At 71.8% G+C, this 24,722-nt stretch carries 21 protein-coding genes; 2 read left to right on the top strand and 19 right to left on the bottom strand.

Annotated features, from left to right (window positions below; genetic code table 11):
- Window positions 1-16 precede the first annotated feature (16 nt).
- The 7 genes from ACFWHU_RS20355 to ACFWHU_RS20325 all read right to left on the bottom strand — a co-directional run bounded on the left by ACFWHU_RS20355 (window position 17) and on the right by ACFWHU_RS20325 (window position 8,729).
- Window positions 17-1,333: a PLP-dependent aminotransferase family protein gene (locus ACFWHU_RS20355; RefSeq protein WP_385801391.1), complete on the bottom strand. Its 1,317-nt coding sequence runs from the start codon at window positions 1,331-1,333 to the stop codon at window positions 17-19.
- Entirely contained in the window at window positions 1,330-2,799 is a 1,470-nt protein-coding gene (dpgC, locus tag ACFWHU_RS20350) for a (3,5-dihydroxyphenyl)acetyl-CoA 1,2-dioxygenase DpgC (protein ID WP_387226083.1), read from the bottom strand. Before dpgC ends, ACFWHU_RS20355 begins: the two co-directional genes overlap by 4 nt.
- 93 nt (window positions 2,800-2,892) lie before the next feature.
- On the bottom strand, window positions 2,893-3,687 hold the full coding sequence (dpgB, locus tag ACFWHU_RS20345) for an enoyl-CoA-hydratase DpgB (protein WP_387226080.1): 795 nt from the start codon (window positions 3,685-3,687) through the stop codon (window positions 2,893-2,895).
- A gap of 118 nt (window positions 3,688-3,805) precedes the next feature.
- Window positions 3,806-5,014, bottom strand: a complete 1,209-nt coding sequence (dpgA, locus tag ACFWHU_RS20340; protein WP_387226077.1) for a 3,5-dihydroxyphenylacetyl-CoA synthase DpgA — start codon at window positions 5,012-5,014, stop codon at window positions 3,806-3,808.
- Complete coding sequence (locus tag ACFWHU_RS20335) at window positions 5,011-6,255, bottom strand: aminotransferase class I/II-fold pyridoxal phosphate-dependent enzyme (protein ID WP_385801399.1); 1,245 nt, start codon at window positions 6,253-6,255, stop codon at window positions 5,011-5,013. The genes dpgA and ACFWHU_RS20335 overlap by 4 nt, the downstream gene beginning before the upstream one ends.
- A gap of 114 nt (window positions 6,256-6,369) precedes the next feature.
- Complete coding sequence (locus ACFWHU_RS20330; protein WP_387226074.1) at window positions 6,370-7,623, bottom strand: hypothetical protein; 1,254 nt, start codon at window positions 7,621-7,623, stop codon at window positions 6,370-6,372.
- 254 nt (window positions 7,624-7,877) lie between these two features.
- On the bottom strand, window positions 7,878-8,729 hold the full coding sequence (locus ACFWHU_RS20325) for an enoyl-CoA hydratase/isomerase family protein (RefSeq protein WP_385801403.1): 852 nt from the start codon (window positions 8,727-8,729) through the stop codon (window positions 7,878-7,880).
- A gap of 307 nt (window positions 8,730-9,036) precedes the next feature.
- Between ACFWHU_RS20325 and ACFWHU_RS20320 the strand changes: the two genes are divergently transcribed.
- Window positions 9,037-10,038: a LuxR C-terminal-related transcriptional regulator gene (locus tag ACFWHU_RS20320; protein ID WP_385801405.1), complete on the top strand. Its 1,002-nt coding sequence runs from the start codon at window positions 9,037-9,039 to the stop codon at window positions 10,036-10,038.
- A 22-nt stretch (window positions 10,039-10,060) separates the two neighbouring features.
- Here the strand turns inward: ACFWHU_RS20320 and ACFWHU_RS20315 are convergent, their stop codons facing one another.
- The 4 genes from ACFWHU_RS20315 to fmt all read right to left on the bottom strand — a co-directional run bounded on the left by ACFWHU_RS20315 (window position 10,061) and on the right by fmt (window position 15,125).
- Window positions 10,061-11,416 carry a hypothetical protein gene (locus ACFWHU_RS20315; RefSeq protein ID WP_387226071.1) on the bottom strand — a complete coding sequence of 452 codons (1,356 nt, stop codon included), beginning with the start codon at window positions 11,414-11,416 and terminating at the stop codon, window positions 10,061-10,063.
- Window positions 11,413-12,378, bottom strand: a complete 966-nt coding sequence (locus ACFWHU_RS20310) for a RimK family alpha-L-glutamate ligase (RefSeq protein ID WP_387226069.1) — start codon at window positions 12,376-12,378, stop codon at window positions 11,413-11,415. Before ACFWHU_RS20310 ends, ACFWHU_RS20315 begins: the two co-directional genes overlap by 4 nt.
- A 234-nt stretch (window positions 12,379-12,612) precedes the next feature.
- The gene (locus tag ACFWHU_RS20305; protein WP_385801411.1) at window positions 12,613-14,046 is read right to left on the bottom strand and encodes an RsmB/NOP family class I SAM-dependent RNA methyltransferase; all 1,434 of its coding nucleotides are present in this window, start codon (window positions 14,044-14,046) and stop codon (window positions 12,613-12,615) included.
- A gap of 122 nt (window positions 14,047-14,168) precedes the next feature.
- On the bottom strand, window positions 14,169-15,125 hold the full coding sequence (gene fmt / locus ACFWHU_RS20300) for a methionyl-tRNA formyltransferase (protein WP_387226065.1): 957 nt from the start codon (window positions 15,123-15,125) through the stop codon (window positions 14,169-14,171).
- A 280-nt stretch (window positions 15,126-15,405) separates the two neighbouring features.
- Between fmt and ACFWHU_RS20295 the strand changes: the two genes are divergently transcribed.
- Entirely contained in the window at window positions 15,406-15,942 is a 537-nt protein-coding gene (locus tag ACFWHU_RS20295; RefSeq protein WP_385801414.1) for a hypothetical protein, read from the top strand.
- A gap of 111 nt (window positions 15,943-16,053) precedes the next feature.
- Here ACFWHU_RS20295 and ACFWHU_RS20290 read toward each other — a convergent pair whose 3' ends face one another.
- The 8 genes from ACFWHU_RS20290 to ACFWHU_RS20255 all read right to left on the bottom strand — a co-directional run bounded on the left by ACFWHU_RS20290 (window position 16,054) and on the right by ACFWHU_RS20255 (window position 24,708).
- The gene (locus tag ACFWHU_RS20290; protein ID WP_387226063.1) at window positions 16,054-18,201 is read right to left on the bottom strand and encodes a primosomal protein N'; all 2,148 of its coding nucleotides are present in this window, start codon (window positions 18,199-18,201) and stop codon (window positions 16,054-16,056) included.
- A 173-nt stretch (window positions 18,202-18,374) separates the two neighbouring features.
- The gene (metK, locus tag ACFWHU_RS20285) at window positions 18,375-19,583 is read right to left on the bottom strand and encodes a methionine adenosyltransferase (protein ID WP_385801418.1); all 1,209 of its coding nucleotides are present in this window, start codon (window positions 19,581-19,583) and stop codon (window positions 18,375-18,377) included.
- Between the two features lie 259 nt (window positions 19,584-19,842).
- A complete protein-coding gene (gene coaBC / locus ACFWHU_RS20280) occupies window positions 19,843-21,102 on the bottom strand; it encodes a bifunctional phosphopantothenoylcysteine decarboxylase/phosphopantothenate--cysteine ligase CoaBC (RefSeq protein ID WP_387226061.1) in 1,260 nt (419 codons plus the stop codon).
- Between the two features lie 97 nt (window positions 21,103-21,199).
- On the bottom strand, window positions 21,200-21,472 hold the full coding sequence (rpoZ, locus tag ACFWHU_RS20275) for a DNA-directed RNA polymerase subunit omega (RefSeq protein ID WP_023542989.1): 273 nt from the start codon (window positions 21,470-21,472) through the stop codon (window positions 21,200-21,202).
- Window positions 21,473-21,552: 80 nt separating this feature from the next.
- Window positions 21,553-22,116 carry a guanylate kinase gene (gmk, locus tag ACFWHU_RS20270; protein WP_078078336.1) on the bottom strand — a complete coding sequence of 188 codons (564 nt, stop codon included), beginning with the start codon at window positions 22,114-22,116 and terminating at the stop codon, window positions 21,553-21,555.
- Between the two features lie 38 nt (window positions 22,117-22,154).
- A complete protein-coding gene (locus ACFWHU_RS20265; RefSeq protein ID WP_003970367.1) occupies window positions 22,155-22,478 on the bottom strand; it encodes an integration host factor in 324 nt (107 codons plus the stop codon).
- 233 nt (window positions 22,479-22,711) lie between these two features.
- Window positions 22,712-23,602 carry an orotidine-5'-phosphate decarboxylase gene (gene pyrF, locus ACFWHU_RS20260; protein WP_387226058.1) on the bottom strand — a complete coding sequence of 297 codons (891 nt, stop codon included), beginning with the start codon at window positions 23,600-23,602 and terminating at the stop codon, window positions 22,712-22,714.
- Complete coding sequence (locus ACFWHU_RS20255) at window positions 23,599-24,708, bottom strand: quinone-dependent dihydroorotate dehydrogenase (RefSeq protein WP_385801425.1); 1,110 nt, start codon at window positions 24,706-24,708, stop codon at window positions 23,599-23,601. The genes pyrF and ACFWHU_RS20255 overlap by 4 nt, the downstream gene beginning before the upstream one ends.
- Between the last annotated feature and the right edge of the window lie 14 nt (window positions 24,709-24,722).

The following is a 24,722-nucleotide window of genomic DNA, read 5'->3' as shown; positions in this document are numbered from 1 at the left end:
CAGGAGGGATTTACCGTCAGGAGGGACATACCGCGTGCAGGAAGCGGGCCAGCCGGGCGACGCCTTCCTTGATCGCGTCGGGGTCCAAGTAACTGCAAGCCAGGCGGAGTTGGTAGTCCCCGCCGCTGCCCAGATAGAAGTGGGACATCGGAGTCCACAACACGCCGAACTCGCGGGCGGACCGTTCGAGCAGCCGCTCGTCCGCCGGTACGGGAAGCCGGACCCGTACGAAGAAGCCTCCGCGCGGCCGGTTCCAGGAGACCCCGGCGGGCGCGCCGGTGCCCGGTCCGAGCGCGCTCTCCAGCGCGTCCAGCAACAGACGCAGATTGCGCTGGTACAGCGCGGCCTTGGCGCTGACGACCGAGGCCAGCGAGCCCCGGTGCTCCAGCAGGATGCCGCCGACGACGGCCTGCGCGATGGGCGAGGTGTTGACCGTCACCATGCTCTTGAGGGTGGCGAGTTCGTCGGCGAGCAGTCCGGTGCGGCCCGCCGCGTCCCGTACCCGCTGGTCGGCGACGACGTAACCGACGCGGGCTCCCGGCATGCACACCTTGGCGAACGTGCCCAGATGCACGACCCGTTCACCGCCGGGCAGCGCCTTCAGAGGCGGGAGCGCGCCCGGCTGGTGCGCGGTGAACGCGTAGGCGTTGTCCTCCAGCAGGAGGAAGTCCTCGCGGGCGGCGACGTCGAGCAGCCGGTGGCGGTCCGCGAGACCGAGGAAGCCGCCGGACGGGTTGGAGAAGTCCGGCGCGACGTACAGCGCCCGGATACGGCGGCCCGCCTCGCGCGCGGCCCGGCACACGTCGTCCAGCTGGGCGAAGTCGATCCCGTCGTCGGTGTCGTCGACCGGGACGAGGTCCACGCCGAGCAGGCCGGCCGCCCCGGACAGACCGACGAAGCACGGGTTGACGACCGCCACGAGGTCCGTGGGCTCGGCGGCGAGCGCGCGCAGCGCCAGCAGCATCGCCTCCTGGCAGCCGACCGTGATCACCACGGACTCGGGCGGCACGTCGATGCCCTGGTCGGTGCGGAGCGCACCCGCCACCAGATCGCCGATGAGACCCCGGCTGGGCCCGTACTGGTAGAGGAGCCGTTCGGCCCCGTCGGGCTTGAGCCCCCGGTCCTCGGTGAGATGGCGGAGATAGCGGTCGATGTGCCGGGGGATGTCGATCTGGTCGAAGAAGCTGATGTGCGGGGCGCCCGGTGCGAAGGAGAGCGCGTCGGGGAAGCGGCCCATCACCTCGTTGAGGAAGTTGATCGATCCCATGGCGGGAGAGCCCAGGGAACTGTGCAGGCGCTCGCGCCGCAGGACGACACCCGCCCCGGCGGTCACCGGCCCGTCTCCGCGCCGGTCCGCGTGTCCGTCCTCGTGCCGGCCGCTGCGCCGGTCTCCCCGCCGGGCTCTGTGCCGGGCTGTGTGCCGGGCTTCAGCGGATCGGTGGCCGAGGGCCCCGTCCCCGACCGCGCCGTGAAGCGGCCCACCTTGTCCAGCACGTCCTCGCCGTAGAGCCGTTCGGCCTGGGCCAGCGAGAACTCCGCCATGTACGCGCGGAACGCGTCGACAGGCTCCTCCGAGACACGCAGCATGCGCCGGTTGGCGAGCACGGCGGGCGCCGCCAGCAGGGTCACCGCGTCGTCCACCGCCCGGTCCATCGCCTTCGGGTCGACCACCTCGTCGATCAGCAGCCGGGCGTCCGGCTCGCCCGCCCAGATCTTGCGTCCGCCGAGCACCGCCTGGCGGGCCACCCGGCCGCCGGTCAGCCGCGCCAGCCGGAAGTTCGCCGCGCCGGGCACGATGCCCTCCTGCGCGGCGGGGAGGCTGAGGTATGAGTCGGCGGCGGCGATCACCTTGTCCATCACCAGCAGCAGCTGGGTGCCGCCGCCGATGGCGAACGTCTCCACCGCCGCCACCCACGGCTTCTCCACGCCGTGCGCCGGGAAGGTGTCCGGGCGGCCCCCCGTGGACAGACCCCGGTACATCTTGCTGATGTAGCCGAGTTCGCGCTGGAGCAGGAAGCCGGTGAACGAGATCCGGCCGTGGTGCAGATCGGCCAGGTTGACGCCCGCGCTGAAGACCCGCCGCCCCCGGTAGCGCGGGTGCGTCATGGGCCCGCCGCGCAACACCCCCACCCTGATCCCGTCGTCCAGCAGCACGAGGTCGACGGCCACTTCGAGCTGGGCGATCAGCTCGTTGTCCTCGGCGTTGAGACAGGAGTCGTTGTGGAAGGTCACATGGCCGCCGTCGCCGTGCCGCTCCACCGTCACCTTGCCCAGCTCGGCCCGTCCGGTGGCCCGGAAGTCCGGCAGCAGCGCGTGTGCCCGGGGCGTCGGGTCCCGCATCACGTCGACCAGATGCGCGCCCGCGCCGGGCAGCCGCAGGAGCTCCCGGAAGAAGATGCCCTGGTCGATCTCCCGGCCTTCCTTGTCCGCCTGCGCGTGGCGCAGCTCCTCGGCCAGCTGGGCGCCGTCCGGGACGAGTCCGGGGAAGCTCTCGGCCGCCGCGCCCGCCAGCTCGGTCAGCCCGAGCCGTACGGTACGTCCTTCGGTCAGCCGGTCGTAGACCGCCGCCGCGTGGGCCCGCAGGAAGGCGGCCCGCAGTTCGCGGCAGGCGCGGTGGATCGCCGCGGCCCCCAGCTGCTGCTCCTCGGAGCGGTCGGAGCGCGGCGGCAGCGCGGCCAGCGGTGCCTCGCGGTCGCGGATCTCGGCGGCCAGCGCGAGGGCGGCGGCCGACAGCTCACCGCCGCCCGCGGGGGCGGCGGCGGGGGCGGAGACGGATCTGGGGGAGCCTGACGTCGGCACGCGGTTCCTTCGGACGGAGGAGGAGGGAGAGGGAGAGGGGGGGCCGTGCGGGGTCCCCGTCCGGGCGGGCGGGGAGCCGCTTCGTACGGGAGATCAGCGCGCCCGGGCCAACGAGCCGTCGGCCGCGGCCTGTTCGGCCGAAGTCTGTTCCGCCGCGGCCTGGTCGGCCCCTGTCTGCCCGGCCGTGGTGCGGCGCCGCAGACTGCGGTCGCACGCGGCCAGATGGGCGCCCAGGGCCTCCTCGTAACTGAGGGTGGCGTCGAACAGCAGTCTGCGCCGTATCGACCACTCGCGGCCCGGCACGGCCGACAGCTCGCCCGCCACCAGCACCGCGCGGCGCAGGGCCGCCTCGCCGCCGTCCGCCGTCTCGTCCACCAGGTCCAGATCAGCGGCCTGTTCACCGTCCAGCCAGGGGCGGCGCAGCAGCAGGCGGCGCGCCCGCGCCGTGCCGATCTGCTGCGCCAGCCGGTGCACCGCCGTGCTCGGCCAGGCGCCGTCCTCGGCGCCCGAGAGCCGCAGGCGCGCGTCGCCGGCCGCGATCCGGTAGTCGGCGGTGAGCAGCGTCTCCAGCGCGGGGCCCGTGCAGGTGCCCTCCACGAGCGCGAGGGTGGGGCGCCCCGAGGTCTCCAGCCGGCGCAGTGCCCGCTCCCAGGTGTTGACCAGATGGATGCCCGTACCGGCGGGGGACGCGCCCTCCGCGGCACCGGCGCCGCCCAGCAGGAGCAGGACGACACCGCGGTCGGCGCCCTCCGCCTTCTCGGCGGCGGCGCGCACCCGGTCGACCAGCGCCGGGGTCAGTTCCTCGTCGCCGACCGTCAGGACGGCGGCTGCCTCGTCGTGGAGACGGACGGTCAGGGCGCTGGGGGTATCGGTATCCGTGCCGGACACGGTCACACTTCCTTCGTCGTCCGCCGGTCAGGGCGGTGAGGGTGGTGGGGGCAGTGGGGGTGGTTCGGTCGGTGCGGTGGGTGCGCTGGGTGCGGTCGGTGCGGTGGCCCGGGTGCTGTCACCACTGGACGAGCGCCGTCTCGATGGTGGAGCCGGGGCCCATGGTCATGAGCACGCCGTAGTCACCGCGCCGTACCCGGCCCTCCTCCATCAGGCGCTCGTAGGAGAACAGGAACGAGCCGCTCGACAGGTTTCCGTAGTCGCGCAGCACCCCGGTGGTGTGGCGAAGCGCGTACGTGCTGAGGCCGAGGTTGACCTTCACCGAGTCGATGACCTTCTTGCCGCCCGAGTGGACCAGCCAGTGGTCGATGTCCGCGCGCTCCAGACCGGTGCCGCCGAGCAGCCGGTCGACCACCTCCTCGGCGTTCGCCCCGACGACATACGGCACGTCACGGTCGAGGAAGAAGCTGAACTTGCCCTGGTCGTCGTCCCAGTCGTAGCGCATCGCGTCCACCGCTTCGGGGATGATGCGGCTGGCGGCCTTCAGCACGGTGCCCACGGGCGCCGCCTCGTCGGCTTCCGCCGTCTGCGTCGCGTGCGCGTCGTGCGCCGCGTGTGCCGTTCCCGCCGGGTCGGTGACCATCACGACGGCCGCCGCGCCGTCGCCGAAGAGGCTGTTCACCACCGAGGTGCGCATGGTGCCGTCGAAGACATAGGCGGCGGAGCAGACCTCCGCGCAGACCATGACGGCCGCCTGCCCGGGGTTGGCCGCCGACCAGGACGCGACGGCGGCCATGGCGTTGAGGCCGGCGTTGCAGCCCATGCCCACGACGTCGAGCCGGCCGGTGGAGACCGGCAGCCCCGCGTCCTTGACCAGATGGGCGGAGAAACCGGGCGTGAGCAGTCCCGTGGTGGTCACACAGCACAGGTATCCGACATCGGAGAGCGCGAGCCCGGCCCGCTTCAGGGCCGTCTCCAGTGCCTCCCTGCCCGTCCTGATGCCCTGCTCCTTGTGCTTGGCGAGCAGTTCGCCCTGGGTCTCGGTCTTCCTTGTGCCGTCGGCCAGTTCGGGCGGCAGGGTCAGATAGCGGCGCTCGATGGCGCTGTTGAGGAAGACGGACCTGATCCGGGGGTCCTCGATGCCGAACAGCTCCAGCATCTCGCGCTGTGTGTAGGAGTTGGCGGGGGTGGCCGTACCGAAGCCGACAACCGACGGCCGGGGCCCCGCGTTCGCCGTGCTGAGCCGCTGTCCGGGCGCCCGGGTTCCGGGCGCGGTGGGGACGGCGGCGGCGAGGGAGGCCGGGGCGGTGGGTGCTGTGGCGGTCATACCGGCACCTCCAGCTCGTTGGTGGCCAGCTCGATCTGCTCGGTGGTGTGCGCGGCCGAGACGGCCATCCGGATCAGACCGCTGCCCTTGGCCACGGTCGGGAAGAACGCGGGGGTGACGATGACACCCGCCTTGCGCAGCCGCGCCGCGGCCACCAGCGCGTCCTCCTCGCTCTTGAAGAGCGCCCCGCGGATCGGCGACCGGGTGCCCGCGTTGAACAGCGCGCCTCCCGTGCGGGAGTCGAAGAGTTCGGTGTTGCGCCACAGATCCCGCTGGAGCCGCGCGACCGTACCGTCGAGATGCAGCTCCGCCGACGCCCGGCAGGCGCTGATGACGGGAAGGGCGATGGGGCCGCCGAAGATCAGCGGATTGCCGAATCTTCGCAGCTCCACCGTGTCCTCCTCGGTGTTCAGCAGGACGAAGCCGCCGTTGCTGCCGCCGAACGCCTTGGCGAGCGAGCCGACGAGGATCACCGAGGCGGGCAGCCCGCCGGGCAGGTGGCGGAACTCCTCGTACGCGAAACCCGCCCCCTGCTCGCCGGTGATCGACACACCGTGCGCGTCGTCCACGTACAGATAGCCCTCGGCCGCCGCGCACAGGTCGTACAGCGCGGCCACGTCGATGAGCCCGCCCATGGACCCCACGCCGTCCACGAGGACGATCGGCGTGCGGCCGGCGTCGCGTACCGCCGCCAGCCGGACGGTGAGGTCGTCCAGGTCCTCACAGTCGAACCGGTCCACATCGCCGATCTGTTCGAGCACGCCGCGCAGGACCTGGATGGACGCGTGCGCGGTGCGCTCGATCAGGAAGGTGACCCCGCTCGCCGACACGGGGTAGCTGGGCAGCACACCCGTTCCCAGCAGCGGCAGCACCCCCAGGTGGACGCTGCCGACGGCCGTGAAGCACGTGGCGTGCCGGCCGCCGTAGATGACGCCGAGCATCCGCTCCAGCGATTCGAGGTCCTCGTACCGCATCCGGGTGCGTGACGAGGAGAACTGCACGCCGACCCGGCGCAGGCCGGCGACGGCCGCCTCCACCAGGGCCGGGTGGGTGTCGAGGCCCAGATAGGAGCAGGAGATGAACTCGACGGCGCTGCGGCCGTCGGCGAGCGTCACCTCTTTCCCCTCCCGCCCGGTGAAGACATGGCTGGTCAGGTCGGTGGCGATGGCCCGGGTCAGCGCGTCCGACGTCTTGTCTACGCGCGTGGCTACCCAGTTGTGCCGTTCGGTCGTAAGTGGCATCGGAGTGTCTCCAGGGATGCGTACGGATGCGTGAGAAGGAGCGGTCGGAGCGGCGGTGCAAGCGGCGCGGAAATCTCGCGGGAGCGGTGTGACGGACGTGCCGCTGAAGGGAGTTCAGCCGGCCGGGCGGTCGACGAAGAAGGGCGTCTTGCCCCGTGCCGTGTGGTGGAACTCGGAGCTGTCGACCCGCTCCAGCGTCAGCCCGCGGTACAGCGGCGCGGTGAAGACCCTCCCCATGTGGTAGGCGCCGTGCAGCGCGGCGACGGCGTCCTCGGTCGTGACCGAGGGCGGCGTACGCTCCGAGACCAGCAGCCGGATCGAGAAGCCCGGATCGTGCTGGGTCACCTGGAACTGACAGTCGGCCGGGTCGCTGATGCCCAGCGTCGCCAACTGCTCCATCACCAGATCACGGGAGATGGTGGTGCTGTCGACATTCATGGACATGCCCACCCGGCCCGTGAGGGTCAGCTGCCGCGCGGCGCTGCCGCACAGACAGGGACGGGTCTCGATGAATCCCTCGTCGCCGATCCGGTAGCGCAGCAGCGGCATACCGGAGTCGGTGAGCATCGTGACGACGACCTCGCCGACCCGGCCGTCGGGCTGTATCCGCTCGGCGTCCGTGTCGACCACCTCGACCACCAGCACGTCCTCGTGCAGATGGTGGGTCGAACCGCTCTGGTAGGTGCACTGGTAGCCGACGGGCCCGGTCTCGCTGGTGGAGTACGAGAACGACCGCACCCGCAGATCGGGCCGGGCGTCCGCGAGTTGACGCTCCCTGCTCTCACCGAGGATCTCCCCGATGTACAGCAGACTGCCCACGCCGCGCAGGAGTTCACGTGTCGCGTCGCCGGTCAGCAGCCCCGTCCCCGCCGAGGGTGAGCAGATGACCGCGTCCACCCGGTTCTCGCGCAGCAGCTCCGCCGTCTCCGGGGAGGCGAGGGCGCTGCTGCCCATGGGGAACGACATGGCCGGCAGCAGCTCCGTGACCTCCTGGGCGAAGGTGAACGCGCCGTTCAGCTCGCCCGGGTAGAGGAAGTTGGCGATACGGCGGGGATGCGGCCGCAGCGCGCTGCGCACCCCGCGCGCGCCGAGAGCCGAGACCCGGCGGCTGAACTCCCACGAGTGGTAGATCATCTTGCGCCGTCCCGATGTACCGCTGGAGCGCAGGACGAGCCCGGAGCGGCCGTCGCCGAGCACCAGATTCTCCGAGGCGGGCGGACAGGACGCCTGGAGATCGGCCGGTGAGAACAGGGGGAGTTTGAGCAGATCGCGCGGCACCCGCACGTCGAGCGCGCCGGGCCAGCGGGCGGCCACCGCCGGATTCCTCTTCAGGGCGTCCACGGTGCGGGCGAGATTGCGCTGCTGCATTTCCTCAAGCTGCGCCCGCGTCAGAATGTCGAGATTCTCTGCCAGTTCAATCTTTGACGACTCACCGGCACGCGCCTCGCTGTGGCGCGAGGTCGGATCCATTTCCCCCAGCACGATTTCCTCACTTGGTCCACTGTTCAACAAATTCGCCTGTCCACACCACTCGAACGAGGCATGCTTTTCGGCCATTGCACCGCTGTCGCCGGGCTGGAAACAGGTGAATTTCGGTTACCGCATATGCCCCGACGCCCTCCTCACGGCGGTACGTTCACTGCCGCAGGCCGATTCCCGTTCCGGTCCGCCGCTCCGTATCCGGGCCAGTCCGGTGGGCGGCGGTCATTGAACGCGGCGACGCCCTCCGCCCAGTCGGCCGAGAAGGCGACCGTGCGCCAGGCGGCGTCCTCGACTTCGAGCCCCGCCGCCAGATCCCGGCCCTGCCCCAGTCGCAGCGCGCGCTTGGCGGCGCGCAGCGCCACCGGTGAGTTGGCCGCGTAGGTCCGCGCGAGGTCGAGAGCCGTGGCGCGGACCGCACCGGCGGGCGCGAGGACGTCCACGAGCCCGAGGTCGCGTGCCTCGATGGCCGGTACCCGTCGCCCGCTGAAGATCAGCTGGGCCGCGACCGCCGCGCCGACCCTGCGGGGCAGCAGCTGCGTACCGCCGCCGCCCGGAATGACCCCGACCGTGGTCTCGGGCAGCCCCACGGTCGCCCCGGGGTCCGCCACGATGACGTCGCAGGACAGCGCGATCTCGTAGCCACCGCCCAGCGCATAGCCCTGAACAGCGGCGACGACGGGCATGGGCAGCGCCAGTACGCCCGCGTACGCCGCCCGGCTGCCCGGCCGCGCCGCGGCCCGGTCGGCCTCGGTGTAGCCGGCACGTTCCTTGAGGTCGGCGCCTACACAGAAGGCGCGTTCGCAGCGGGAGGTGATGACGGTGACGCCGACGGAGGAGTCATGTCCGAGATCAGCCGTCGCGTCGGCCAGCGCGGCGCCGAAGTCGGCGGAAACCGCGTTCATGCGTTCTGGCCGATTCAGGACCAGTTCGGCGATCCGGCCGTTGTGTGTGCGGTGAACGAGAATGTACTCTCCGTAGCGCAGTTCGGACATCACGCCCTGCCCGGTCCGGGATCAGGGCCGATGTCCGCCATCGACGGTGAGCACACCGTCCCGCGGTGAATTTCGGCCACGGTCGGATATGGCACGGCTGGACATGTGATTGCGCGCAGCACGACTCGCTTCTCCCCCGACGTAATCAGTGCCTGATACGACGTAAATCTGCCATCCGCCGAGAGGGGGCCGCCAGTGCGCATGCACGTCGTAATGCCGCCAGGCGAGAATGCGACGGGCCGAAAACCCGCCAAATTGCCTGAACGGATTAATCTGGAATTTTCGGACATGAGGTAGTGCAGTGAATATGCCAGCTCACCATGTTGATCGCTCCCCGCTCCCGATAGACGAGGAGATCACCTCGGCCTACGCATTCCTCTGCGGTTCGGGGAACGCGTCCGTCGAGCAGATCGCCGCCGCGCTGGAAATCGGAATCGAACGGGCGCGGCAATTGGTCGGCCGCCTCACGGAGTTACATCTGATCGATTCCGCCGGGGACGGCACGTACACACCGGGCTCGCCCCGGGCGCTCGGCGCCGGCGTCATCGCCCCCGCCATCAGGCAACTGGAGAGCGGCCAGCAGCAGATCATCAGGATGATGACGGAGCTGGACGCCCTCACCAAGATCTACGAGCGGAGTCCCGCCGAGCGGCTGCGCCGCCCCCGGATCGAGATCCTGCCCGAGGTCGCCGCCGTACGGGCGGTCCTGACCGAACTCTCGGCAGGGGCGCGGACGGAGATCCTCACCTCCCAGCCGGGCGGCGCCCGGCCCGCCGATGTGCTGCGCGAGTCCCTCGAACGGACGGAAGCGGTGCTGAGCCGCGGCATCACCATGCGCACCGTCTACCAGCACACCGCCCAGTTCTCCCAGGTCACGGTGGACTATGTCCGCCATGTGACGGAGCGGGGCGTCGAAGTGCGCATGCTCGGCGACGCCTTGATGCGGATGATCATCTTCGACCGGGAGATCGCGGTCCTGCCGCAGTACGACCGGGACGGTGCCGTGGTCGTCAGCGACCGGAGCATCGTGGACTTCGCCGTGCAGGCGTTCGAACGCGCCTGGCCGGTGGCGAGACCGTTCCCCGTCTCGTACGACCGGGGCCAGGTCAAGAGCACCTCCGTCGAGATCCAGCTCTCCATCTCGCGGTTGCTGGTGGAAGGGCTGGAGGACAAGGTGATCGCCCGCCGCATGGGCATGTCCCTGCGGACCTGCCAGCGCCATATCTCGGAGATCATGTCGCGCATCGGGGCCCGCAACCGGATGCACGCGGGCTATCTCCTGGGGAAGCTGATCGACAGTCAGAACTGACCGGGCACCGGCGCTCCCACGCTCAGGTCCGGTCCCGGGCGGACGAGGCGCCGGGCGGGGCGTCCGGCGAGTCGTCGGGGGAGCCGTCGGGTGAGCCGTCGGGTGAGCCGTCGGGTGAGCCGTCGGCGGAACCGCCGGGCGCGACCTCGGGCGTGGCCTCGGAAGCGCCCGAGGGCATGACGTACCGGGTGACGGCGAGACCGCCCACGAGCAGCGCCAGCCCGGCCAGCACACCCACCCCCATGCCGAAGTGGGCCGGCTGCGGCAGCCAGGACGCGGAGGTGCTGACCGCGAGCCCGGCCGCCATGTTCCCGCAGATCTCACCGATGGCCGTGACCAGGCTGACGAGCGCGATGACATCCGTCAGCCGTGACTGCGGCACCGTGTCCGCCGCCTCCACCTGGATCTTCGGGAAGGCCAGACACTCCGCGACGGCGAACAGCGTCAGCCCCGCGAGGATGAGCGTCAGACTGCCGGTGAAGGAGAGCACGAGCCCCGTGCCCCCGCCCACCGCGACGATCAGATACAGCGCGCGGCGCCTCAGCCGGGTGAAGAACGGGAGGAGCGCCAGCTGGATGGCGATGATCGCCAGCGGCTGGAAGCTGAGGAACAGCGTCCGGTGCTCCGCCTGGGCGGGGTTGACCACCTCGTACAGCAGGATCATCGCGTAGAGGAACCCCATCGCGAAGTAGATCGCGAAGGTGTAGCCGAGCACCACCGCCACCGCGGGCGTCCTGAGGACGGTGAGCCGACCACGCAGCCCGTTCGCTCCCCGGGGCGGCAGCGCGAAGTCGAGCCCCCGGGCGAGGAGTCCGACGGTGATCCCGATCGCCGTCTCGACGACGGCCAGGACGAGCAGCGCGGGAACCCCGGCCCGCCCGACCGGCCCCGCCGCGAGCGGCGCCAGCACATAGGCGGTGTTCAGCAGGATGAAGAAGACCTGGAAGACCTGGCTGCGGCGGTCGTCGGTCGCCGCGGCGACCAGCAGGGAACGCACTGCGGGGCGTGAGATGCCCACGCCGAGACCGGCCAGCACCGCGAAGAGATACAGCGCCGGGGCCGAGGTGCTGACGGCGACGGTGACGAATCCGGCGGCCTTCAGCGACGAGGCGATCGTCAGGACCCAGGCCGGATGGACCCGGCTGAACGCTATCGGCGTGATCAGCGCGCCGACCAGGGCCGAGCCGACATGCACGGACAGCGCGAAGGAGAAGACGGACGGGGCGATCCGCCCACCGTGCAGGACCGCCACCGGAAGCAGCGTGAGCACCATCGCCAGACCGAAGTTGGACAGCAGGGTGAAACCCAGCCCCGCTCCCACGGCCCGGGGGTACCAGCCCGCCTTCGGCGTCCCCGTCTCGGTAGCCGTTCCCGTCATGCGCTGGGCGCCGGGGCGGGCTCGGACAGCAGCCGGCCGACCCACGGGAAGAACGCGTCGGCCAGCTGCGACCGGGCGGGCTCGGGCATCGAGGAGAACTCCGCCATGGCGGTGCCCCACTCGCCGAGCACCGGCCCGTCGTCGGTCAGCAGCCAGTCCACACAGAGATATCCGGCCTGGAGATCCGCGACGATCCGCTCCACGTCGCCGAGCACGGCCGCCACGTCCGGGTTGGCGCTCGAACTGCCGCCCTGGGTGATGTTGGCGAGATACGCGCCCTCCGCCGGGCTGCGCAGCATGCTCGCGGCGAACTTCCCGTCGACCATCGCCACCCGCAGATCACCCTTGTTGGGCAGATACTCCTGCACGATGTAGCTCTGCCCGGTCTGGGACGCGATGTCGACGGCGGCCCGCAACTGCTCGTAGCTGTCCAGCTTCAGCACACCGAAGCCGATGCCCATCTCGCGTGCCTTGAGGATGTACGGCCCCTCGCCGATCTCCTTGCGGACGACATCGAGACCCTTGCGCGCGTAGCGCCCGAAGGGCAGCGCCACCGTCTTCGGCACCCGCACCCCGAGCGTCGACGCACGGGCCAGGATCGCCAGCTTGTCGCGCTCCAGGCACTCCGGCCCGACGAGCGAGCGGTTGAGCAGGACGGAGTCGCTGGCGTCGATGGCCCGGTAGATGCCCCGAAGGAAGTGAGTGGCCTGCGGGTCGCCGCTCACATCGTCCACGATGTACGCCTGCCGCGTCTGGAGCAGATCCACCCCGTCGTGCCACAGCCGGGGGCGCTCGTCGCACGCGGGCACGAGCTCGTTCGCGCTGATGAACCGGAAGGCGAATCCGTGCCTCGCGCAGGGCTCCGCCCAGCGCTCGGTCATCTGCTCGGTGATCTTGTCCACGTACTCCGGCAGAAAGTCGTCCGGATGGCAGATCCATGTCACCAGGCGCTCATTCGCCACGATCGCAACTCCTACGAGAGACCTCATCGGCATGTGACGGCACCCCCGCGACCCACTCCGACCGCTGCACCGACGACGTCTCACTCTTTCAGGATTCCGGCCGGCCTCCCGTCCCTCCAGGGGCTCAGATCTTCGCCTTGCGCCGATGCGACAGGGGTACGAGATGCGGAGGGGGCGACGGGTCAGCGAGGCCGACCGGGAGGCGCTCGCCGAGAACCTGCGAGCCTGCGTGCTTCAGGCGGTACGCCGCAGCAACGCCAGGTACATCGCGTCCGTGCCGTGGACGTGCGGCCACAGCTGGACGTCGGGGCCGTCCCCCAGCGCAGCGACGCCGGGCATCAGCGGCCGGGCGTCGACCCATTCGGCCTCGGCGGCGGGGCCGCCCCTGCCCTTGAGCACGTCCTCCACCACAACGCGCGTCTCGGCCAGGTGCGGGGAGCACGTGGCGTAGCCGACCACCCCGCCCACCCGCACGGCCTTCAGCGCCTCGCGCAGCAGTGACCGCTGGAGCGGCGCGAAGCCCTCCAGGTCCTCGGGGCGCCGGCGCCAGCGGGCCTCAGGGCGGCGGCGCAGGGCGCCGAGGCCGGTGCACGGGACGTCGACCAGGACGCGGTCGAAGACGCCGGGCCGCCACGGCGGGCGGGTGCCGTCGGCCGTGATCACCTGGTACGGGCCGGGGTTGCCCGCGAGCGCGCGCTCGACCAGGCGCGCCCGGTGCGGCTGCTTCTCGGAGGCGAGCAGCCGCGCGCCGCGCCCGGCGGCCAGCGCGGCCAGCAGCGCCGCCTTGCCGCCGGGGCCCGCGCAGCCGTCGAGCCACCGCGTGTCGGTGCCTTCCAGCGGCGCGTTGGCGAGCGCCACGGCGACGAGCTGACTGCCCTCGTCCTGGACTCCGGCCCGGCCGTCGCGTACGGCGTCGATGGCGCCCGGTTCGCCGCCCTCGGTGAGCCGGACCGCGTACGGGGACCAGCGCCCCGGCAGTCCGGACTCCTCGCCCAGTGTGTCGAGGAGTTCGTCGGCGGAGACGCGCCCCGGGCGCGCGACGAGCGTCACCTCCGGGCGTTCGTTGTCCGCTTCGAGCAGGTCCTCGATGCCGGCCCGACCGCCCCCGAGTGAGTCCCAGAGCGCGGAGACGATCCAGCGGGGATGCGAGTGGACGACGGCGAGGTGGTCCTCGGCGTCCTCGTCGTAAGGCGGTGCGACACGCTCCACCCAGGCGTCGAGGTCGTCCTTGGAGATCTTCCGCAGCACGGCGTTGACGAACTTCGCGCGCCCGTCGCCGAGCACGACGCGGGCCAGCTCGACGCTCGCCGATACGGCGGCGTGCGTGGGGATGCGGGTGGCGAGCAACTGGTGTGCGCCGAGGGCGAGTACGTCGAGCACGGGCGGGTCGACCTGGCGCAGCGGGCGGTCGATACAGGCGGAGATGATCGCGTCGTACGTGCCCTGGCGGCGCAGCGTGCCGTAGACCAGCTCGGTCGCGAGCGCCGCGTCGCGGTTGTCGAAGTCACCCGCCTCCCTGGCCTTCTTGAGAAGGGGCGGGAGGACGAGGTTGGCGTAGGCGGCGCGCTCGTCGACGGCCCGCAACGCCTCGAAGGCGAGGATCCGCACGGGATCCTTCTTGGGACGGCGGTAGGTCTTGGAGGGACGGCGACGTGCCTGCTCGTTCAAAGGTGCTCCGCAAAGGTGCTACGCGTGGATGAGGGTGCCGGGTGGAGACGGCGCGCGTGAAGACGCGACGTGTGTACGTGCCGCCGCGCGCGAGGGTGCCCGCGTGTGGCGGCCGGACACTCTCAGCGTACGTCCGCGGCCCCCTCGGCCGCGCCGAGCCGCTCACCGGCGGCGATCCGCACGCCGCGGGCCCAGTCGGCGGCCCGCATCGGCTTCTTGCCCTGCGGCTGGACCCAGAGCAGTTCGACGGCGTACGAGCCCGTGCCGACGTGCACGGAGTTCTTGCCGACGGCCGGCTCCCCTGGGGCGAGGTCGGTACGGTCGGGCGTCGGCGTGAGCTGGATCAGCTTGAGGCGTTCGCCACGGAAGACGGTCCAGGCACCGGGGGCGGGGGTGCAGCCGCGTACGACACGGTCGACGCGCAGCGCGGGCGCCGCCCAGTCGACCCGCGCGTCCTCGACGGTGAGCTTGGGTGCGAGCGAGATGCCTTCGGTGGGCTGCTGCACGGCCTTGAGCGTGCCGTCCTCGATGCCGTCCATGGTCGCGGCGAGCAGTCCGGCACCGGCGAACGCGAGCCGGGTCAGCAGGTCACCGCTGGTGTCGGTGGGCCGTACGTCCTCGGTGATCACGCCGTACACCGGTCCCGAGTCCAGCCCTTCCTCGATGAGGAAGGTGGCGGCGCCGGTCGTCTCGTCCCCGGCGATCACCGCGTGCTGCACGGGGGCGGCCCCGCGCCACGCGGGCAGCAGGGAGAAGTGGAGATTCACCCAGCCGTTGGCCGGGATGTCGAGGGCGACGCGGGGCAGCAGCGCCCCGTAGGCGACGACCGGGCAGCAGTCGGGGGCGATCTCGCGCAGCCGGGTCAGGAAGGCTTCGTCGCGGGGCCTGGCGGGCCGGAGGATCTCGATGCCCGCCTCTTCGGCGCGCTGCGCGACGGGGCTGGCGACGAGCCTGCGGCCCCGACCGGAGGGCGCGTCGGGGCGGGTGACGACGGCGACGACCTCGTGCCGGTCGGAGGCGATCAGTGCGTCCAGGGCTGGTACGGCGACCTCGGGGGTGCCTGCGAAGACGAGCTTCACTGCGGGACTTCCTCGCTCTCTCGTGCGGCTTCCGGTCCGGCGTCGGCGGGCGGGCGGCGGGTTGCGGCGCGGCCGGCGACGGACAGCGCACCAGTCTATGGGCCGTCCGGAGACCGGGGCGGCAGGGGGCGTACGGGAGCCCGCGCGCCCCAGGCATATGCGCATACGCCCCCGCAGCGTGACCACAACGGCGGGTGGCGCGTTGTCAAGGGAGATTGACCTCAAACGGGCCGCCCGGTGCGGCCCGATCCGTTTCAACGCCGGTTCGAGAGGCTTGTTCATGGCCGACCACGCAACCCACGACGCACAAGCCCGGGCAAATCTGCACCTGTTGGTGCGGGACATCGAGCGCGTCCGCCGGCAGGTGGACGCATTGCGCACTCTCACAGCCCAGTTGGGCAACGTCTACCGTCCGCGTCGTTCAGGCCCCTCGACGGGCTTCGTCGTCTACGGCCGGGCGCCAGCCCCGACCGTCCGTCTCGCACAGGAACTGCGCGACAGTGTCGAGAGTTTGGTGACGGCGGCCGTGGACTTCGATCGCTCGCTGGGCTTCTCGTGGGACGCGGTCGGCTCGGCGCTCGGTGTCACCAAGCAGGCGGTGCACCGCCGTTACGGTACGAGGCGCGCTGCCCAGCAGGCGGCCCTTACCGAGGGCGACCGCCCGGCCGACACCGCACAGCCCCGCCCGGCGGGCCCCGCGCAGGGGGTCCCGGCCGTGCCGGCGGCGCGGTCGATGCCACCGCAGCCGACGGTGGCCGCGCAGCCGCTCCGCGAGGAGGCGCGCCCGGGGGCCTTCCCTGGTCCACGCAACGGCTGACGAGGCCGTTCCTCGATCGCATGGACGGGTCGGCCGCGGTGCGGCCCACCCGCCGGTCGGGGACGTCGGGGACCGGGGGGACCCGCCCGGCCGCCGGTGTCCCGCGTCCCCTCAGCCGATGTCCGGGGGATCGATCCGGATACGGACGGGGTCGCCGCCACCCCGTGCCAGCCGGCCCGCCTGGGCCGACTTCAGGGCCGTCGCCAGCGCGGCGCCGCTGCCCGGCGGCACGCGCAGCAGTGCGCGCTCCCACATCTCGCCCGGTGGCGGGTCACCGGTCCTGCGGGGCCGGGCCGGGTCCGTGACCGGCAGCGGGACGGGGCCCAGGACCTCGGCGTCGGGCGGCAGTTCGGCGGCGGCCAGGAACGCGGCCACCGCGTCGGGCCCGCCGGTCACCGCCGCCATCCGCGACACCGGCGGGAAGCCCAGCTCCGCCCGCTCCGCCAGCTCGCGCTGGGCGTGGCCCACGGGATCCCATCGCACGAGCGCCTGTACGGGCCGCAGCGTCGGCTCGGCCACGACCACGACCGTGCCGCCGTCGGCCTGGCCCCGGACCAGCGAAGCGGCGTGCAGCCAGCGCCGCAGCGCCTCCTCCCCCGCCCTCAGGTCGGGCCGGCCGAGCATCGCCCAGCCGTCGAGGAGCAGCGCCGCCGCGTAGCCGCCTTCGGCGACGGGCTCGGCGCCGGGCGTGCTCACCACCAGCGCGGGACGGCCGGGCACCGTGTCGAGGATGTGATCGCGGCCCGACGTACGCACCGGGACAGCCGGGAACGCCCGGCCGAGCTCCTCCGCCGTACGCCGCGCGCCCACGACGCTGGCGCGCAGCCGCGTACCGCCGCACTCCGCGCAGCGCCAGGCGGGCTCGCCACGTCCGCACCACCCGCAGTGCAACTCCCGCTGCTCGGGCGCCTCCAGGGGTCCGGCGCAGTGGCGGCAGCGGGCGGGCGCGCGGCAGCGCTCGCAGCCGAGCCGGGGCACGTACCCGCGCCGGGGCACCTGTACGAGGACCGGGCCGGTCTTGAGCCCTTCCCGGACGGTCTGCCAGGCCAGGCTCGGCAGCCGGGCCGCGCGCGCGGCCTCGTCGCGCGCCAGCTCGCCGTCCCCCACCGTCCGGATCAGGGGCGCGGCCGTTCGGAACCGCTCCCGGTCGGCCGTCATCGGCAACGCCCAGCCCGTCTCGACCAGTTGGGCCGCCTCGACGGTGCAGCCCGTACTGCCCAGCAGGAAGGCGCACTTGTCGTGCGCGGCGCGCAGCAGGAGGACCTCGCGGGCGTGCGGCAGCGGCGCGTGCTGTTCGCTGTGGCTGGAGTCGCCGTCGTCCCAGATGGCGACGAGCCCGAGATCGCGTACGGGAGCGAACATGGCCGCGCGGGTCCCCACGACGGCCCGCACCGCGCCGCGCCGGACGGCGAGCCACTGCCCGTACCGCTTCTGCGGGCCCGCCTCAGCGGTGAGCAGCGCGTGGTGTCCCTCGCCGAGCAGCGCCGTGAGCGCGGTGTCGACGCGCGCCGCCGCCCGGCCGTCCGGGACGACGACGAGCGCCCCGCGCCCCGACGCGAGCGTGGCCGCGACGGCCCGCGCCAGCTCGTCCGCCCAGTGCGGTCCGGGCAGCGCGGTCCACACGGCCCTCGGGGAGCCGCCGTCGGCGAGCGCGGCCAGGAAGGCCGCGCCCTTCGCGTACCGCTCCCAGGTGCCCGCCTCCTGCCTGCCGGGCGCGGGCAGCGGATCGGGCGACGGTTTGGCCTCCGCGCGCGCGTTCCTCGGTGGCACCGCCAGTTGCAGTACGTCGGCGAGGCTGCCCGCGTAACGGTCGGCGACGGCCCGCGCGAGCCCCAGCAGCTCGGGGCTGAGCACCGGCTCCGGCGACACCACACCGGCCAGCGCAGCGAGCGGTCCCGCGTAGTCCGACTCGGCCCGCCGCTCGATGACGAACCCGTCGATCAGCCGCCCGCCCTCCCGCCGCCCGCCCCGCACCTGATGCGCCCCGGCCCCGAACCGCACCCGCACCCGCACGCCCGGCTGCGCGGCCTCGTCCAGTTCCTCGGGCACGGCGTAGTCGAAGAACTGGTCGAGATGCAGCACCCCCTTGTTCACCACGACGCGCGCGACGGGCAACTCCCCCGCCAACGGCGCCCCCCGCCAGGTCCGGGGCTTGGCACGGGGCACCTTGGCGGCCCGCACGGTCTCCCGAATGAACGCGAGCTGCTCCGGCCCACCGCCCCCGGCGGACTCCTCGGGCTGCTCGTCGTCGCTGCTCACAGCCAAATTCTTACCAGACGTCACTGACACCCGCGGACCGTCGGCGGACGGCCCCCGCGAGGTGGTGGCGGCTCGTCGGGTGCCGGAGATCACGTACCCACCCGCGACACGGCGACGGGCCCCCGACACCATCGGTGTCCGGGGCCCGTCGCCGCCGACGTACGCGGAATGCCTTACAGACCGGCCGCCTCGCGCAGCGCGTCCACGCGGTCCGTGCGCTCCCAGGTGAAGTCCGGCTCGTCGCGGCCGAAGTGGCCGTACGCCGCCGTCTGGGCGTAGATCGGGCGGAGCAGGTCCAGGTCACGGATGATCGCGGCCGGGCGGAGGTCGAAGACCGTGGCGATGGCCTGTTCGATCTTCTCGACGTCGACCGAGGCCGTGCCGAAGGTCTCGACGAAGAGGCCCACCGGCTCGGCCTTGCCGATCGCGTACGCGACCTGGACCTCGCAGCGCGAGGCGAGGCCCGCGGCCACCACGTTCTTGGCGACCCAGCGCATGGCGTACGCGGCCGAGCGGTCCACCTTGGACGGGTCCTTGCCGGAGAAGGCGCCGCCGCCGTGGCGGGCCATGCCGCCGTAGGTGTCGATGATGATCTTGCGGCCGGTGAGGCCGGCGTCGCCCATGGGGCCGCCGATCTCGAAGCGGCCCGTCGGGTTGACCAGCAGGCGGTAGCCCTCGGTCTCCAGCTTGATGCCGTCCTCGAGGAGCTGCTTGATCACGTGCTCGACGACGAACTCGCGGATGTCGGGCGCCAGGAGCGAGTCCAGGTCGATGTCCGACGCGTGCTGCGAGGAGACGACGACCGTGTCGAGGCGGACGGCCTTGTCGCCGTCGTACTCGATGGTGACCTGGGTCTTGCCGTCGGGGCGCAGGTACGGGATGGTCCCGTTCTTGCGGACGTCGGAGAGCCGTCGCGAGAGCCGGTGGGCGAGGTGGATCGGGAGCGGCATCAGCTCGGGCGTCTCGTCGCAGGCGTAGCCGAACATCAGGCCCTGGTCGCCGGCGCCCTGCTTGTCGAGCTCGTCGCCCTCTCCTTCGACCCGCTTCTCGTAGGCGGTGTCGACACCCTGGGCGATGTCGGGCGACTGGGCACCGATGGACACCGAGACGCCGCAGGAGGCGCCGTCGAAGCCCTTCTTCGACGAGTCGTAGCCGATCTCCAGGATCTTGTCCCGGACCAGCTTCGCGATGGGCGCGTAAGCCTTGGTGGTGACCTCACCGGCCACATGGACCAGGCCGGTCGTGATCAGGGTCTCGACGGCCACCCGCGAGGTGGGGTCCTCCCTCAGGAGTGCGTCGAGAATGGTGTCGCTGATCTGGTCAGCGATCTTGTCAGGGTGACCTTCGGTCACAGACTCCGAAGTGAACAGACGGCGCGACACATCGCTCCCTGGGGTTGCAGCGGCTGCTGGCTAGATCCTTGGCGGAACGGGCGGGGAGCTGCGCCCCGCGACGTTCCGCGGCCAGTTTATCCGGCAGACCGCGAGAAAGGTCCAGGCGTCTCGGCCAGTGGGAGTGGAGTTAGGGGTTGTCACTCCGTCCTGCGATACGACGATCACCCCCTATCCCGACCCCAAACATCGGGTTTGGGCCGATTTCACACGCCCGGAAGAGGGAACGAAGAATTAACTTTCCGTTCGTCTACGCGGACCCGAGTGCCGGTACGACGAGGTCCCAGACCGTGTCGGCGAGCGCCTCCTTGGGACCGTGGGGGACCGGCGTCTCGCCGCCGTCCGCGGCGAGGATCACCGCTTCGTTCTCGTCGGCACCGAAGGTCTTGCGCTCCCCCACCTCGTTGACGACCAGCAGGTCGCAGCCCTTGCGGCGCAGCTTCGCCCGGCCGTTGGCGAGCACGTCGTCCGTCTCGGCGGCGAAGCCGACGATCACCTGTCCGGGCCTGGCGCGCTCCGCGCCGATCTCCGCGAGGATGTCCGGGTTGCGGACGAGCACGATCGGCGCCGGCTCCTCGCCGTCCTTCTTCTTGATCTTTCCCTCGGCGTAGGAGGCGGGGCGGAAATCGGCCACGGCCGCCGCCATGACCACGGCGTCGGCGTCGGCGGCTGATTTCAGTACCGCCTCACGGAGTTGTACGGCGGTTCCGACGCGCACCACGTCGACGCCCGCCGGATCCGGCAGCCCGGTGTTGGCCTCGATGAGGGTGACCCGGGCGCCACGGGCCGCCGCCGTACGGGCCAGGGCGTACCCCTGCTTCCCCGAGGAGCGGTTGCCGAGGAAGCGCACGGGGTCGAGCGGCTCGCGCGTTCCGCCCGCGGAGACGACGACATGCCGCCCCGCCAGGTCGGGCACGCTCACGCCACGCGCCAGCAGCCGGCGGCAGACCTCGAAGATCGCGCCCGGGTCGGGCAGCCGCCCCTTGCCGGTGTCGACTCCGGTGAGGCGGCCGACGGCGGGCTCGATGACGACCGCTCCGCGCTCGCGCAGGGTCGCGACGTTCGCCCGGGTCGCGGGGTGCTCCCACATCTCGGTGTGCATGGCCGGAGCGAAGACCACCGGGCAGCGCGCGGTGAGGAGCGTGTTGGTCAGCAGGTCGTCGGCCAGGCCCTGGGCGGCCTTGGCCAGCAGGTCGGCGGTGGCGGGGGCGACGACGACGAGGTCGGCGGACTGCCCGATGCGTACGTGGGGCACCTCGTGGACGTCCGACCAGACCTCGGTGGAGACGGGGTGACCGGAGAGCGCGGACCAGGTCGCGGCGCCGACGAAGTGCAGGGCGGACCCGGTCGGCACGACCCGTACGTCATGGCCCGACTCGGTGAGGCGGCGCAGCAGCTCGCACGCCTTGTACGCGGCGATCCCGCCGCTCACTCCCAGGACGACCCTGGGCCTGCCGCCGCCCGGCCGCCCCGACTGTTCCGACCGCTCCGTCTGGCCCGCCTGGTCCACCGTGTCTCCCCGTATTCGGATGGATTCGTCTCCCCCATGACACACCACGGGCCCGGCAGTCGCGCTGCCGGGCCCGTGGTGAGAGGAATTGTCGCCGTTACTGCGCCGGGCCGTCGATGGCCTCGGACGTCAGCAGACCCGCGTTGATCTCACGCAGGGCGATCGAGAGCGGCTTCTCGTGGACGTGCGTGTCCACCAGCGGACCGACGTACTCGAGCAGGCCCTCGCCGAGCTGCGAGTAGTACGCGTTGATCTGACGCGCCCGCTTTGCCGCGTAGATCACGAGGCTGTACTTCGAGTCCGTGGCCTCGAGCAGCTCGTCGATCGGCGGGTTGATGATGCCCTCGGGCGTGGAAATGGAAGAGGACACTCTCTTGCCTTCCGAAGAAAAATCAGGGAAATACAGGAAATACCGGGTGCTGCCGACGGCTGCGCGAAAGCAGACAGAGGTCAGACAACTGCCATCAAGGCTAGCAGCTCGCGCGCCACGTCCTCGACGGAGGTGTTCACCAGGCTGATGTCGAACTCCGACTCGGCGGCCAGCTCCACCTTCGCGGCCACCAGCCGGCGCTCGATCACCTCGGGCGACTCGGTGCCCCGGCCGGTGAGCCGGCGGACCAGCTCGTCCCAGCTCGGCGGGGCCAGGAAGACCAGCTGTGAGTCCGGCATCGAGTCCTTGACCTGCCGGGCGCCCTGGAGATCGATCTCCAGGAGCACGGGCTCGCCCGCCTCGAGGCGTGTCTGCACCGCGCGACGCGGTGTGCCGTAGCGGTTGCCCGCGAACTCGGCCCACTCCAGCAGCTCGCCGTTGGCGACCAGCTTGTCGAACTCCTCGTCGGTGACGAAGAAGTACTGGACGCCGTGGCGTTCGCCGGGACGCGGCTTTCTGGTGGTGGCCGACACCGAGAGCCAGACCTCGGGGTGAACCTTGCGCATATGCGCGACGACCGTGCTCTTGCCGACGCCCGAAGGGCCGGAGAGCACGGTCAGCCGCGGATGTACCTCTGGTGCCATGCAGCGATTATCCAGGTTCCCGGGAGTGCCCGGGAACGTCAGGCAGGGCTGCCGCCGAACTCGCGTTCAAGCGACGCGATCTGGTTGGAGCCGAGACCCCGGACACGGCGGCTCTCGGAGATGCCGAGTCGCTCCATGATCTGCTTGGCGCGCACCTTGCCCACGCCGGGCAGAGACTCGAGGAGGGCGGAGACCTTCATCTTGCCGATGACGTCGTTCTCCTGACCCTGCTTGATGACCTCGTGGAGGGAGGCGCCGGAGTGCTTGAGTCGATTCTTGACCTCGGCCCGCTCCCGGCGAGCCGCGGCGGCCTTTTCGAGCGCGGCTGCGCGCTGTTCAGGGGTAAGGGGCGGAAGAGCCACGCCTACGTCACCTCGGATGTCGAACTGTCGGATACGGACCGGTGCGGAACTGGTTCGTCCCACACCAGGCGAGCAACGAGCGAAGGTTCCGCGCGTTGACTCTCGACGGAGACTAGCGGTGTAGACCGCTCTCGTCAGCGAGAACAGCCGAAAAGTCCTGGTCAGCATCGCTCGACCGGGACATTTCCGGCAAAACAACCCGCTTTTCTGTCAGGATCGGCGTTCGAACCGCGTCAGCGCGCTCGCCGAGCGCCCTCGACCGCCGTCCGGACCTCGTCGCCGAACCGCTCCGCCGCCGCACGCAGGGCGTAAACATCCGGTCCATGACGGAGTACTCCCCGGCTCACACTCGGCACCACATCGCCGACGGCCGCGCCGAACACAGCCGGAAGGTCCGCGGGGGTCGCGCCCTGCGCCCCGATGCCGGGGGCGAGGAGCGGCCCGTTGATCGCGAGATCGACCCCGGCCTCGCCGAGGGTCGCCCCGACGACGGCGCCGACCGAACCGAGCGGCGTCGCCCCGGCGTTCTCCTCGGCCGCGTGGTCGAGGATCGTCTGCGCGACGGAGAGACCACCTTCGGTGGTGGCCCGCTGGACCTCGGCGCCCTCCGGGTTGGAGGTGAGCGCCAGCACGAAGAGACCGGAGCCGCTGACGCGCGCGGCGTCCAGCGCCGGGCGCAGCGAGCCGAAGCCGAGGTACGGCGAGACCGTGAGGGCGTCGGAGAAGAGCGGGCTGTCCTTGTCGAGGTACGTGGCCGCGTACGCGGCCATGGTCGAGCCGATGTCGCCGCGCTTGGCGTCCATCAGGACGAGCGCGCCGGCGGCCCGTGCCTCGGCGACCGCCTTCTCCAGGACGGCGACACCGCGCGAGCCGAACCGCTCGAAGAACGCCGACTGCGGCTTCAGTACGGCGACGCGGTCGGCCAGCGCCTCGACGACGGTACGGGTGAAGGCCGTCAGGCCCGCGATGTCGTCGCTCAGGCCCCAGTCGTGCAGCAGCGAGGCATGGGGGTCGATGCCCACACAGAGCGGGCCCCGGGTGTCCATGGAGCGGCGCAGGCGCGCCCCGAAGGGCTCCCGCTCCGTGTCGGCGTCCACGGACGCGGCGGAGACGGTGGCGTTCACGCGTGCACCTTCCTGGTGTCGGAGCCGACCGCCTCGGCGAGGGTGGCGTACTGGCTGGTGGCCAGCCGGGCGGCGAGACCCTTGTGGATGCCCCGGCTCCAGAAAGGGCCCTGGTAGATGAAGGCGCTGTAGCCCTGGACGAGCGTCGCGCCCGCCAGGATCCTCTGCCAGGCGTCCTCGGCGTTCTCGATGCCTCCCACGCCGACCAGGGTGATCCGGTCGCCCACACGCCCGTACAGCCGCCTCAGGACCTCCAGCGAGCGCGCCTTCAGGGGCGCCCCGGACAGTCCGCCGGTCTCGGCGAGCAGGGACGGGGCCGTCTTCAGGCCGAGGCCGTGGCGCGCGACGGTGGTGTTGGTGGCGATGATGCCGTCCAGGCCCAGCTCCACGGCCAGGTCGGCGACGGCGTCGATGTCGTCGTCGGCGAGGTCGGGGGCGATCTTGACCAGGAGCGGGACCCGCCGCTCCGGGACGACGCGGTCGGCGGCCTCGCGTACGGCCGTCAGGAGCGGGCGCAGCTGGTCGACGGCCTGGAGGTTCCGCAGACCGGGGGTGTTCGGGGACGAGACGTTGACGACGAGGTAGTCGGCGTGGGCGGCCAGGCGCTCGGTCGACGTCACGTAGTCGCCGATCGCCGCGTCGTCCGCTACGGCCTTGGTCTTGCCGATGTTGACGCCGACCGTCGTACGGAAGATCTCGCGACGGGTGGCCAGGCGCAGGGCGACGGTGGCCGATCCGTCGTTGTTGAAGCCCATGCGGTTGATCAGCGCCCGGTCGGCGGGCAGCCGGAACAGCCGCTGCGGGGCGTTGCCCGGCTGCGGCTGCCCGGTGACCGTGCCGATCTCGACGTGGTCGAAGCCGAGCATCGACATGCCGTCGACGGCGACGGCGTTCTTGTCGAAGCCCGCGGCGAGACCGAAGGGGCCGTGCATCCGCAGCCCGAAGGCCTCGGTGCGCAGCGCCTCGTAACGAGGGGCGAGCGCCGCGGCGACGAAGGTGCGCAGCACCGGGACGCGGACGACGAGCCGGATCCAGCGGAAGGCCAGGTGGTGGGCCTGCTCGGGGTCCATGCGTCGGAACAGGAGCCGGAAGAGGAGTCGGTACATGGAAACAGGCTCTC

The organism is Streptomyces sp. NPDC060366 (assembly GCF_042725135.1).
Classification (GTDB): domain Bacteria; phylum Actinomycetota; class Actinomycetes; order Streptomycetales; family Streptomycetaceae; genus Streptomyces.
This window is presented reverse-complemented; position numbering and strand designations above follow the sequence as displayed.

Coding starts and splice junctions, on each gene's coding strand:
- dpgA (WP_387226077.1), bottom strand. CDS start 5,014: ATGACCGCCACAGCACCCACCGCCCCGGCCTCCCTCGCCGCCGCCGTC.
- ACFWHU_RS20335 (WP_385801399.1), bottom strand. CDS start 6,255: ATGCCACTTACGACCGAACGGCACAACTGGGTAGCCACGCGCGTAGAC.
- ACFWHU_RS20330 (WP_387226074.1), bottom strand. CDS start 7,623: ATGCAGCAGCGCAATCTCGCCCGCACCGTGGACGCCCTGAAGAGGAAT.
- ACFWHU_RS20325 (WP_385801403.1), bottom strand. CDS start 8,729: ATGTCCGAACTGCGCTACGGAGAGTACATTCTCGTTCACCGCACACAC.
- ACFWHU_RS20320 (WP_385801405.1), top strand. CDS start 9,037: ATGCCAGCTCACCATGTTGATCGCTCCCCGCTCCCGATAGACGAGGAG.
- ACFWHU_RS20315 (WP_387226071.1), bottom strand. CDS start 11,416: ATGACGGGAACGGCTACCGAGACGGGGACGCCGAAGGCGGGCTGGTAC.
- ACFWHU_RS20295 (WP_385801414.1), top strand. CDS start 15,406: ATGGCCGACCACGCAACCCACGACGCACAAGCCCGGGCAAATCTGCAC.
- gmk (WP_078078336.1), bottom strand. CDS start 22,116: ATGGCACCAGAGGTACATCCGCGGCTGACCGTGCTCTCCGGCCCTTCG.
- ACFWHU_RS20255 (WP_385801425.1), bottom strand. CDS start 24,708: ATGTACCGACTCCTCTTCCGGCTCCTGTTCCGACGCATGGACCCCGAG.